The 12,386-nt window shown below is 56.1% G+C and carries 10 protein-coding genes; 6 read left to right on the forward strand and 4 right to left on the reverse strand.

Features of this window, described 5'->3' with window-relative positions; genetic code table 11:
• Positions 1–49: 49 nt before the first annotated feature.
• The 3 genes from serA (at position 50) to D9N14_RS00015 (ending at position 3,821) form a co-directional block, all read left to right on the forward strand.
• On the forward strand, positions 50–1,279 hold the full coding sequence (gene serA, locus D9N14_RS00005; RefSeq protein ID WP_290575482.1) for a phosphoglycerate dehydrogenase: 1,230 nt from the start codon (positions 50–52) through the stop codon (positions 1,277–1,279).
• A gap of 191 nt (positions 1,280–1,470) precedes the next feature.
• Positions 1,471–3,399 (forward strand): lipoxygenase family protein, encoded by a 1,929-nt coding sequence (locus D9N14_RS00010; protein ID WP_290575484.1) that lies wholly within the window; start codon positions 1,471–1,473, stop codon positions 3,397–3,399.
• A gap of 23 nt (positions 3,400–3,422) precedes the next feature.
• Positions 3,423–3,821, forward strand: coding sequence for a hypothetical protein (locus D9N14_RS00015; RefSeq protein WP_290575486.1), 399 nt, complete (start codon positions 3,423–3,425; stop codon positions 3,819–3,821).
• Between the two features lie 68 nt (positions 3,822–3,889).
• On the opposite strand, the gene D9N14_RS00020 is transcribed toward D9N14_RS00015, so the two are convergent.
• A complete protein-coding gene (locus D9N14_RS00020; RefSeq protein WP_290575488.1) occupies positions 3,890–4,573 on the reverse strand; it encodes a hypothetical protein in 684 nt (227 codons plus the stop codon).
• 279 nt (positions 4,574–4,852) lie between these two features.
• On the opposite strand from D9N14_RS00020, the gene D9N14_RS00025 reads away from it, so the two are divergent.
• Both D9N14_RS00025 and D9N14_RS00030 read left to right on the forward strand, forming a co-directional pair.
• Positions 4,853–6,967: a TonB-dependent receptor gene (locus D9N14_RS00025; protein WP_290575490.1), complete on the forward strand. Its 2,115-nt coding sequence runs from the start codon at positions 4,853–4,855 to the stop codon at positions 6,965–6,967.
• A 56-nt stretch (positions 6,968–7,023) separates the two neighbouring features.
• A complete protein-coding gene (locus tag D9N14_RS00030) occupies positions 7,024–8,109 on the forward strand; it encodes a PepSY-associated TM helix domain-containing protein (RefSeq protein WP_290575492.1) in 1,086 nt (361 codons plus the stop codon).
• Here the strand turns inward: D9N14_RS00030 and D9N14_RS00035 are convergent.
• From D9N14_RS00035 to D9N14_RS00045, 3 genes are all read right to left on the reverse strand, one after another.
• The gene (locus tag D9N14_RS00035; protein WP_290575494.1) at positions 8,075–8,536 is read right to left on the reverse strand and encodes a hypothetical protein; all 462 of its coding nucleotides are present in this window, start codon (positions 8,534–8,536) and stop codon (positions 8,075–8,077) included. The genes D9N14_RS00030 and D9N14_RS00035 overlap by 35 nt on opposite strands.
• 178 nt (positions 8,537–8,714) lie before the next feature.
• Positions 8,715–9,104 carry a hypothetical protein gene (locus D9N14_RS00040; protein WP_290575496.1) on the reverse strand — a complete coding sequence of 130 codons (390 nt, stop codon included), beginning with the start codon at positions 9,102–9,104 and terminating at the stop codon, positions 8,715–8,717.
• Between the two features lie 29 nt (positions 9,105–9,133).
• Positions 9,134–11,065, reverse strand: a complete 1,932-nt coding sequence (locus D9N14_RS00045; protein ID WP_290575498.1) for a lipoxygenase family protein — start codon at positions 11,063–11,065, stop codon at positions 9,134–9,136.
• Positions 11,066–11,354: 289 nt separating this feature from the next.
• On the opposite strand from D9N14_RS00045, the gene D9N14_RS00050 reads away from it, so the two are divergent.
• On the forward strand, positions 11,355–12,314 hold the full coding sequence (locus tag D9N14_RS00050; RefSeq protein ID WP_290575500.1) for a helix-turn-helix domain-containing protein: 960 nt from the start codon (positions 11,355–11,357) through the stop codon (positions 12,312–12,314).
• The last annotated feature ends 72 nt before the right edge of the window (positions 12,315–12,386 follow it).

The following is a 12,386-nucleotide window of genomic DNA, read 5'->3' on the forward strand; positions in this document are numbered from 1 at the left end:
ATACCATAGCCGCCCTCAAAGCTACCCCCATTTGATACGAGTAAACAGCATGAGCACGACTTCTCTGGATAAAAGCAAAATCCGCATTCTGTTGTTGGAAGGCGTCCACCAATCAGCCGTTGAGAACTTCGAGCGGGCCGGGTACAGCAACATCGAATACCTGAAAACCTCCCTGCCGGAAGACCAGCTGAAAGAGAAGATTGCTGACGCTCACTTTGTCGGCATCCGTTCCCGCACCCAGCTCACCGAAGAGATCTTCGAAGCGGCGCAAAAGCTGATTGCGGTGGGCTGCTTCTGCATCGGCACCAACCAGGTGGATCTGAGTGCCGCCCTGGCCCGCGGTATTCCGGTGTTCAACGCGCCCTTCTCCAACACCCGCTCGGTGGCCGAACTGGTGCTGGCGGAAGCCATCCTGCTGCTGCGCGGCATTCCGGAAAAGAACGCCGTGTGCCACCGGGGCGGCTGGCAGAAGACCGCCACCAATAGCTTTGAAATCCGCGGCAAGACCCTGGGCATCATCGGTTACGGCAACATCGGCTCCCAGCTGAGCGTCATCGCGGAAAACCTGGGCATGAAAGTGAAATTCTACGACGTGGTCACCAAGCTGCCCCTGGGCAACGCATCCCAGGTAAACACCATGGACGAACTGCTGGAACAGGCGGACATCGTCAGCCTGCACGTGCCGGAAACCGCCGCCACCAAATACATGTTCGGCAAAGACCAACTGGCCAAAATGAAGCCCACCAGCATCCTGATCAATGCCTCCCGCGGCACCGTCGTGGACATTGATGCCCTGGCACAAACCCTGCGTGACAAAAAAATCCTGGGCGCCGCCATCGACGTGTTCCCGGTGGAACCCCGCGGCAACGATGAAGAATTTGTGTCACCCCTGCGCGAATTCGACAACGTCATCCTGACCCCGCACATCGGCGGCAGCACCCTGGAAGCGCAGGTGAACATCGGTGGCGAAGTATCGGAAAAGTTCATCAAGTACAGCGACAACGGCTCCACCATTTCGGCGGTAAACTTCCCCGAAGTGGCGCTGCCGATTCACGATAACGTGCACCGCATTCTGCACATTCACCACAACGTGCCCGGTGTGTTGTCCAACATCAACCGCCTGTTCTCCGACAACAACATCAACATCTGCGGCCAGTATCTGCAAACCAACAACAAGATCGGCTACGTGGTAATAGATATCGACAAAGCCCATAGCGAACTGGCACTGGAGAAACTGAAAGAAGTGGAAGGCACCATACGCTGCCGCGTGCTGTATTAAGCTTCAACGGGCTGAATAGCGCTGCTACACCCCAAGGCCACTTTGACCCAACCCGGGCAAAGTGGCCTTTCTTGATCGCGAAGACCCTTCACTGAAACCTTTTTGCCATTGACCCCTTAGTCACTCCGTTACTACCATGGCTCTGCAACCGATATGGATTTTGTACATTCATGCAGTCATGGAGTTGAATGATGCCCTATTCGTTACCCCACCAGGCATCCGCCCTGGAGCGCGCCGATCGTCAGGCACAATTAACCGAATCCAAACAGATTTACCAATACCACACCCGCATCGGAGAAACCCAGCACATCCGGGCGCCCCGCGCACTTCCCCTCGGTGAAGCCTTTTCCCGAATCGAAGACAGGTCCCTGACCCCGCCCAGCCAGTACCAACCCAAACTGCTCAACCGGGTTGCCAAGCTCGCGGCCAACATCTTCTACAATTCGTTTCTGTTAACCCGTGTGGCCAAGGTACGTCGGGATACCCTGGGGGATCTCTGGGCATTGGAGGACCAGCTGGCGGACGACCCCACCATGGAAAACATCAGCGCATACTACGCACAGCTGAGTTCCGTGGTATCCGAGTCCGGCGCCACCCGCGAGATTAGCGAATACCTGGACCTGTATCAGAACTGGTCCAACCAGGACGTACGGGGCCAGGGCGATGAATTGTTCAGCGACGCATTTTTTGCCCGGCAGGCGGTGGCCGGCCCCTGCCCCAACGTCATCAAACGGGTGGACCTGAACCTGCTGAACGAATATCGCAACCACGGCTTTCCGGTCACCGATGACATCTTTCTGGATAACTCCCCCTTCACCCTCATGGGCGATACCAGCCTGGACACCATGGCCCTGGAGCACCGCCTGTATGTGCAGGACTTCTCCATGATCGCCCACATTCCCGGTGCCAACCCCGGCGCGTTTTCCTTCGAGAAGCGTTTTGTGTTTGCCCCCATCAGCCTGTATGCGGTCACCGCCGATGACAACCCGCGCCTGCTGCCCATTGCCATCCAGATGCGGCAGAACGATCGCAACCCCGAGCACTGGGACCCGATTTTTGTACCCCACATGCCCAACGCCATGGCGCCGGGTGCAGACGAATCCAGTGCCGACTGGAGCTGGGAAGTGGCGAAAGCCGCTGTCGGCTGTTCCAGCCAGATTTACCATGAACATTTTGAGCACCTGGGGCTGGCCCACTACCTGATGGAAACCGTCAGCATGGTCACCCAGCGCTGCCTGCCCCAACAGCATCCGGTGCACGCTCTGCTGGCGCCCCATTTGCTGGGCACCCTGGCCATTAATAATTTTGCCCGTCAGGTACTGGTGATCAATCTGGGCAACCTGGATCAGTACATGTCCAGCGATATTGAAGCCTTCCGGCAGGCCGCCGCCAAATCCATTTATGAAACGGATTTGCTGTCGCGCATGCCTCGAGTGGATCTGGCCAACCGCGATGTGGCCGACCTGCCCTATTATCCGTATCGTGATGACGTGGTGTTGTATTGGGATGCCATCCACCAATACGTGCAAGAGTACTTGTCTGTGTTCTATGCATCCGACGCCGACCTGATCCAGGATCTGGACACGGACAACGGTGGCGAGCTGGGGGAATGGTGGCGCGAACTCACCGGTGACCTGGATATCGGCACCAGCCCCGGCAGCATCAAAGGCCTGAATTTCGGCACACTGAACAGCCTGGATGACCTGACCAATATCATTGCCTACATCATTTACAGCGCCTCCGTTCATCACGCTGCAGTGAATTTTCCTCAGGGGCATTATTACTCCAACGCCACCATCTGCCCCGCCACCGTATCACGGCCCACACCGGTACCCGGCAACACCAATAAAGGTTACTTCATGGAGTTTTTGCCGCCCAAACACCAGGCCATGATGCAGATGAATGTGATGATGGTGCTGGCCTCCATTCACTTCACCAAGCTGGGCCGCTTCGCAGACGACGCCTTCGACGATCCCCGCGTGCAACCGGCCATCCAGCATTTTCAGCAGGCACTGGAAGCAATCCGGATTAGCATCGAAGAACGCAATGGTCATCTGCCCCCGGATCAGCAGTACCATTACCTGCACCCGGACCTGGTTCCGCAAAGCACCAATATCTAGGCTTGAGAATTTAGGAGGCCACCATGTCAGTGAACCGACGTTTTTTTCTGCAGAGCAGTTGTGGCGCCGTGGTTGCCATAGCCGCGTCACCCCTGGTTTTTTCCCACTTTTTCGACAACCCGGGCTCCAGCACCACGCTGGTGATGAACACCATCCGCAAACGTTTTCCAGCGTTTGATTTCAGCGGCAACGCACTGCAGCAGTTTGCCAATATGATCGTACACAAGGATGTGATTCGCACCGGTACGTCCAGCTTTTCCCTGCAGGAAATTTTTGACACCAACGAACCCACCATCAGCTTTGAACGCTACATCATGCGGGAATTTATTCTCAACACCAATTACCTGAGCCACCAGGCTGCAGATTATCCGGGGTTGGAATTTGTGCCGTTTGAGCAACAGCAGGGGGAGTGGTTAGGGTAGAGCCATGACGTGCCGCACTCTGTAATAAACGATCATAAAAAGGCCCGCGAACAGCGGGCCTCTCGCACCTATGAACTTTTCACCGCGGTACGCCAATCGATTTCATGGCGGCTATCCCCCACCGGGATCTGCAACTGAAGCTTGCTGGCTTTGGCGCTCAAGCCGGGGCACACCAGTTTTCCCACGATCACTTCACCCGGTTCCAGTTGATGCTTACGCAGCAGCTCTTTCCTGTATTTCTCTTGCTCGGCCTTAAGCCTGGCAATGCGGGCCTCCTGCTCTGCCTCAAACTGTTCCTCTTCCAGTCTGGCCTGCGCCTGTTCCGGCGTGTCCGGGCCATCAAACAGATCCACCGTAGAATCCGCCAGATTGAGCAAGGCAAAGCCCAGTGGCTCTTCTTCCTCACTTTGCAGATCACGGGTCAGTTGGGCGATCTTGAGTTCCGGGTCCAGAGCCCGCTCTTCCCGTACCATTTCATCGGTGTCGCTGAATTGCCGGCATTGAATATTGGCGGGTTCAAACAGCACCGGTTGCGGGCCATTGTTGGTGATCACGGCCTCGAAGGCGTAGCCGTCTTTGCTGTATTGGGAATAGCCCACCAACACCACGGAATCCGGTTGCCGGGATTCAACGAACATGACCCCGTTTTTCCAGATCCCGGTGGATGCCACCGGCTCCACGGTTTTGATCGGGGTGACTGTGCAGGCAGAGGCCAATAACGCCAACCCTGGCAATGCGTGTTTTATAGACATAAAAAGCTCCCGTTTTCATGAAACATTCAAGACTCAACATCAAGGTTTGGACAACGCCGAACCCACTTCCGCAGCAGGGAAGATCCACAAAATAGACAGCCAGCACACAAAGCTGAGCGACCCAGCATCAGCCGCAACAGCCAAAATGCAAAAGCCGGTTCGTACGCTCCGCAAATAGCACTTATTCCTATTTGCATTTGAATATCATTATCGGTATGGTGTGCCTCTTTTTGAATCATTTCTGTTCTGCATTGCCAAACCCGGGGACCACCAGACATCATGCCAAAACTTCACCAGATCCTGCCTTCCGTTGTGCTGTGCACGGTCGCAGCCGACCTGCGAGCTTCAGACACCACCTCCTTACAGCCGGTGACCGTGACCGCGGACCGCACTGAAAAGCCCATTACCGCGATCCCGAATACGGTGAAGGTCATCGATAAAGAGCAACTGGATCAGCAACTGGCGGTCAGCACCAGCCTGTTGGACAGCCTGAGCTTTCTGGTGCCCAGCCTGACCCCGCCCCATCAGAAGATGAGCAGCAACGGTGTGACCTTACGGGGTCGTACCCCGCTCTACATGCTGGACGGCATCTCCCAATCCACCCCCCTGCGCAACGGCCAGCGCAGCGCCTTCACCATCGATCCCGCGTTCATTGAGCGGGTGGAAGTCATCTATGGTGCCAATGCGATCCAAGGGGTGGGCGCCACCGGTGGCGTCATCAACTACGTTACCGTGGACGCGCCGCAATCGGGGGATTGGTTGAACCGGGTGAACCTGGAACTGACCACAGACAACTTCGAAAGCGACGGCACCCACTACAAAGCCAGCGCATTGACCGGCAAGAAATTCCAGCAAACGGATTTTGTCTTTGGCGCGTCCTACCAAGTGGAGGATCTGTACTACGACGGCAATGGTGAAGCCATTGCGGTGGACCCGATCCAGGGGGACATCATGGACAGCCACGCCTGGAACCTGTTTGCCAAAGGCGGCCTGGACCTGGACGAACATCAGCGCCTGGAGATCATGGCTAACTATTTCGATATGGACGGTGACGGGGACTACCATGTGGTACCCGGTGATGTGGCTGCCGGTGTTCCCGCCACGTCCGCCGAGGGCCCGGGTGAAGGTGAGGCCCCCTACAACGAGGCCAAGAACCTCTCCCTAACCTACACCCACGACGATCTGGGGGCAGGCAAACTCACCCTGCAGACGTTCTACTACGATTTTTACGCTCTCTACGGCGGCGGCACCTTTGCCACGTTCCAGGACCCATCCATCGCCCCTGATGGAACCCTGTATGACCAATCGGCCCTGAGTTCCGAAAAGTACGGCGCCAAACTCACCTACGTGCGGGACAATACCTTCTGGCAGGGATTCCAGGTGGCCACCGGCCTGGATTATCTGCGCGACAAAACCTATCAGGAGCTGGCGCAAACCGGGCGCATCTGGGTACCCGACATGATTTTCAAGGGCTGGGCCCCCTTCGTGCAGGTTGAGCAACGACTGATGGACGATCGTTTGCGTCTTTCCGCCGGCGGCCGCTACGAGAACGTGGAACTGGATGTGCCTGATTTCACTACCGTTGCCAGTGCCGGGAACACCTTTGTGCAAGGAGGCAAGCCCACCTTTGACGACTGGCTGACGAACCTGGGTGCCGTATTTGAAGTGCAGCCAGGACTCAGCGTGTTCGCCTCCTATTCAGAAGGTTTTGATATGCCTGATGCCGGCCTCATCCTGCGCGGCGTCAACACCCCTGGCCAATCGGTGGATGACCTGGTGGACCTGCAACCGGTGATCGCCGACAACACGGAAATCGGCTTCAATCTGCGGCACGGCAACTTCGATCTGGCCGCCAGTTATTTCTGGTCGGATTCGGATTTTGGTTCCCGCATTCTGGTGGTGAACGGCATTGGTGAGATCACCCGGCAGAAAACCGAAATCGAAGGCTTTGAACTGGCCGCGAACTACTACTTCGAATCTGACCTGGTGACCGGTATTGCGTACAGCAAGCTTGAAGGCCGCTACGACAGTGATCAGGATGGATCGCTGGATAAAGACCTGGATGGACGCAACATCGGCCCGAACCGGGTGAATCTGTTTGCTGAAAAGCCGCTGACCGATTCGCTGTTTGCCCGTATCCAGTATTCCAAACTGCTGAATCGAAAATTCGACGGCGGCTTACCGGAACACAACTTCGACGGTTATGATCTGGTGGATTTGATCGTCTCCTACCGCCATGACCAGTTGGGTAACCTGACCGTCGGCGTGGAAAACCTGTTAAACGAAGAGTACATCACTTACTATTCGCAAACCCTCACCTACGTCAACGACTCCACCTACTTTGCCGGTCGCGGCCGCGCCATTACACTGGGCTGGAGTAAAGACTTCAACTGATCCACTGAAACAACGTGCCAACACACCGAAGTCCAACACACCAAAGTGCGCGGCTAATGCTGCGCACCCTACATAAATACAGCGGGCTACTGCTGGGGGCCTTGCTCACCCTGATCGGATTGAGCGGCAGCCTGCTGGTGTTTGATCACGCTCTGGATGAGCGGCTCACACCCGAGCTGCGTTCACTTTCACATCATTCCGGGGCGACACTGCATCAGGTACTCGATCAAGCCGTGCAGGCTGCCCCCACCGACACCCGGGCCACCCGCATCGACCTGGCGCGCCAGCCGGGCTCACCGCATACGGTGCGTTTCGACTGCCACCCCCCTCGGGATTGTGTGTTGGAAGTCAGTGTCGACCCGGCTACCGGCCGTGTGCTCACCCAACGGGAATGGGGCCAGTACCCCATGAGCTGGCTATACCGCCTGCACTACACATTGCTGGCCGGCAACACGGGCAAAACCCTGGTGGGTTGTCTCGGCATTGTGCTGTTGTTTTTTCTGGTGAGTGGCTTGTACCTGTGGTGGCCACGGCGCACCACGATTCGTAACGGGCTGCGCATCCGGCGTCGCCCCACCATCCGTTTCCTGCGGGAGCTGCATCAAGTGATTGGTGTCATCAGCGTGCCCCTGCTGCTGGTGAGCGCCCTGACCGGGATCACACTGGTGTTCTACTCACCGCTGCAGGCCGCCATCAACTCAGTGACACCGGTAGTATCCAAACCGAGCTTCAGCGTACACTCACAAGGCCAGCACCTGCCCCTGGACCGCCTGGTGGAAGCCGCACAGTCGACCTATCCCAACGGCACCCTGAAGCGGGTTTTTCTGCCGCGACATTCCACCAACCCGCTACAGGTACGATTCAATTTACCAAGTGAAAGCTGGAGCAACCATGGCGCGAGCGTGGTGTGGGTAAACCCTTACGACGCTCAGGTCCTGGGCACCTGGGATGCCGGCAATCTGCCGCTTGGCAACACTCTGCTCACCTGGGCCTTTCCGTTGCACAACGCCGATGCCCTGGGCCTGGTCGGGCGTGTCCTGTGGTTGATCGGCGGCCTGCTGCCCGGCGTGCTGTTCATGGCCGGGCTGTTGCACTGGTGGCAGAAAGCTAGAGCAGTTCCACGTCGCCGAAAATCTTGGTGATTTTAAGCGCCTTGTCCACCCGCTTCACTTCAATCCGTTCCGCCGACTTGCTGGACATCACCACCTGGCCTTTGTGGATCGCATCCTCATACACCACGTCGGTGATCACGGCCGTTTGTCCATCGTCGGCGATCTGCATCTGCAGATCTTCCACCCGATAGGTTTGATCGATGCCCATGCGCCAGCCGGCCGCCACATCTTTTATGTATCCATCCAGGCTATAGCGCTTGTTGCCACCCAGCTGGGCAGGGAACGCAATTTCAATGACCGCGTCGTCGGTGAACTGCGCACGCAGCAAGGTTGCATCTTTCTCCTCAACCGCCGATCGCATGGCCGATATCAACATATCCAATTCATATTCCTGGATCTTGGGCTCATTACAGCCCACCAGGATGACCAACATAAACAACGCGCATAATTTTCTCATCGAGCAGCCTCACCGTGCTTGCAAGTTATGGTTTTTTTGATGCAGTCAGTCTACAACAAAAAAACCAACTGAATGAACCGAATAGCACGATATTTGCGCGCCTGCTCGCATTCTGATTGAATCCGCGAAGAGTTGAGTGGGCACCCGATGAATAATCCCGGGTGCCCACAGGTTGGTATCACGCCATCGCGGCGGCTCGGAAAGGAATCACTTGCAATACACCACCGGCCTGCGCCCGCTGCTCCAGGTAATTGGTGTTCAACAAAAACTCCCGCACCACATAGCGATCAAAACTCACCGTGGGTACGCCGTCATCCATAATGTCCGCCAAGGCCGTGCCCGAGGTGCCGGCGCGGGAAAAGCCACGGCGGGCCATCAGCTCAGCAAACTGTTGCACACCCTCTTCATTGAGAGTTTCCCTGGGAAAGCGCTTGCGTACCGTATCCCGAACCAACGACACCAGCGAGTCCGTTTCAGAAAACAGTTGGCTGAACAGGGATTGGGAAGCCACCACTGCGACCACGGCACCGCAGCTGCTTTTCAAAAATAATCGTCTGTTAATCGACATAATGTTGCCTCTTGATGAGAAGTGGATGCTCAGATATTGGTGCTCTGCGGGATGTTGTTGGGGTGCAGATAGTGGTATCGCAGCCCCGCGGGCAACGCGGCATTACGGTTTTCAATCTGGGTGCCGATGGCCGCCAGATCACTTTGGAATTGCGCTATTGCGGAATCCACCCGCGCATCAGAAAAGGCATCCGCTTCGAACCGGCCCAAACGGGTGAACTGGAACGACGCCAGGATCATCATCTGGTTCATCTGGAACGTGGCCTGGGCCTCCGGCGGCAGAAACTCCATGTAATAGGCCTTGTTGGTCTCACCGGGGATGGGTGTGGGCCGTGACACCGTGGCCGGGCACAACGATGCGTTGGAGTAGTAATCCCCCTGGGGATAATTCACCGCCGCATGGTGTACCGACGAGGTATAAATGATGAACGCCACCACCGTCACCAGGTCATCAAAGGTCTGCAGTGAACCCAGGTTCAAACCCTTCAACACGCCCACGGAGCTACCCAGATCCAGATCCGTGGTCAGCTCGTACCACCAGTCACCCAGCTCACCGCCATTGGCGCGGTCCAGGTCACTCTGCAAATCCGCGGCCGTGGGGTAAAACACGCTCAGAAAATTCCCCACATAACTGTGAATCGCGTTCCACAGCGGTACGGCATCATCGCGATAGGGATAGTAGGGCAGTGCATCCACCGCGCGATTGGCCAGATCCACCGGGGGAATCAGTGCCAGCAAATCCGTCTGATAGATGGCTTTGGCAGCGGACTGACGGAAATCCTCAATCCGGCAGGACATATAGCGATCCACCGTGCCGCCGTTATTCACCAGGGTGTCGCGGCCAAAGTCGTTGATGGCCAGCGTGCCTTCAAGATGCGGCTTGAGAATGGCGTACACCGGATGCCTGCTGGAGAAACAACGATTGGTGGTCATGGAGGCGGATTCCACCAGGAAATGCGCACGCCCCAGATGCTCAAAGTACTCGTGATAAATCTGCGAGGAGCAACTGACGCAGGTTTTCGCCACCATCCAGCTCCAATCGGAGGTATTCACGTTGCCGCCATACACCATGGCATTGGGCATGTGCGGCACAAAGATGGGGTCCCAGTGATCCGGATTACGATCATTCTGCCGCATCTGAATGGCAATGGGCAGCAAGCGCGGGTTGCTGTCGGCGGTGACGGCATACAAGGCGATGGGTGAAAACACAAAGCGCTTTTCATCCGACCCCGCACCCGTGTGTCCGCTGGACAGGGACGACAACATGGAAAAATCCTGCACGTACAGACGGTCTTCTGCCGCCATGGTTTCCAGGTTGGTGTCGCCGTTCTGAGTGAAGGGCGAGGCCGCCAGAAAGATGTCATCAGTAATCGGCAGGCCATTGGACCGATAGGCGTCCAGCATGGGGATGGTCACCTTACGAATCACCGTGGGGCACGGCCCCGCCACCGCCTGGTTGGCAAACACCGTATCACTGTACAGCTCCGACCCTTTACCCCGCACGCCGGCCTGGGACCAGTTCTGATAAAGATCCAGGTATTCCTTGGTGTCATTGCTGGTGCCCGCCGACGTCACCACCGACGCCAGACCATCGTAATAGGCACTGATGTTGTCCAGAGTGGGATCATCCGCCAACTGGTCTTCCAATGCCAACAGGTCCCCCAAGGTATCATGGCGCACCTTGGCGTAGTTACGGGTCAGAAAGAATGAATGAAATAGCACGTTGGCGGCCATTTTGCCCACTGCACTGTTCAATTGGGGCTGGTACTCGATCGCAGAGCCGGTGCTGGTATCCACCATATTCCCGAAGGATTCTGCATCTGGCAGACTGTGTGGCGCACGGATGTGACTGCCGTCAGCCTCTGCCTGGCTGTAGCGATAGGTGGTTTTCGACTGGCTGATTTCTTGTTGACGCAACAAACGGTCACTGGCCGTATCGTTGTGCGATAAGGAGTAAGGCATACATAAATCCTTTTATGTTTATTAGTGTGTAGTCGATATAAATCCGTTTATATGCTGTACGGGTGAGCATCCTCCTGCGTGCAAAGTCAAAATGACCGCTGCCATACTACGTGACCGCCCGTTCACTTCCTATTTTTATTATGTAAATTTATTTAGACGCTCATGTTTCGCTACCGTGAAAGCCAGCACCTTCCTATTCGTTCATCTGCCCGTTCATCTGCCCGGCAATGGTATATACTGCTGTATCAATCCGGATTGAATTAAACGTCACTCACAACAAATCAACATAATGAACAACCAATCAAAACAGCATCCTGACTTTTCGGTGCAATGGCACGATTCATCCCAGGATTTTGAGTCGCGCATCTACATCGACAACCCCGATCAGAATACGGACGCCTTATTGCTGGAACAATTGCGTGAGCCGCTGATTCTTTTGGAAACGACGACAACCTGTGTCGCCGTCACTGAAATGTGCTGGAACGAGCCTACCTCCATATCCCTGGTTCCGGATAGGCCCGCCTTTTCCATGATGGTGTCTGCCTCACCCTTGTTTTCGGTGCAATACGGCTATGAAGAGGAACAGGATACCGCCGCGGCCATCGGCAACACACTGTTCCTGGTGCCCGGCAGGAAAATCACCGGCCACGGCAGCGCGGGCTCGTTTCGTTCAATCATGGTATCGTTTGATACGGCGTACGCGGAAACCCTGTTTGGCACACTGGGCGAACTCACCAGCGATCAGTTAACACGTGCGCTTTGCGTGCAGAATTCCCTGATCACCTCACTGCTGTTCCGCCTGATGAAGGAGGCGATGCATCCGGGAACCATGAGCGACGCGGTGGTGGATGCCTGCGGCAAAACCATGTTGGTGGAATGCGCACACTGGCTGAATTCAACTCAGCCGGTTGCGGACGTACGGGGCAAGCTGACCCCCAAACACCTCGCCATCATCGAGGAGTACCTTAACAGCACCCACGGCAAATTGCCCAGCGTAGCCGATATGGCCAAGGCGTGTGGATTCAGTGAGCGCCACTTTCTGAAGCTCTTCCGCGAAGAAAAGAAATGCACTGTGGCCCAGTACATCAAGGCCTTTCAGGTGGCCAGGGCCAAAACCTATTTGCTGGACACCGACCTGCCGCTAAAGGAAATCGCCTTCCGGTTGGGTTTCCGCTCCTATAACAGTTTTTCCTCCGCCTTTCGTGCCGCAACCGGGCAATCGCCCAATGCATTAAGGAAGAAACCCTAACCTGCCCCTCCTCAAAACCAACTCCGAAACTCATCACTCAATCTCCGATATTCGAAAGCCTTCGCCGTTGGC

The organism is Ketobacter sp., from assembly GCF_003671495.1.
In the GTDB taxonomy this organism is placed as follows: domain Bacteria; phylum Pseudomonadota; class Gammaproteobacteria; order Pseudomonadales; family Ketobacteraceae; genus Ketobacter.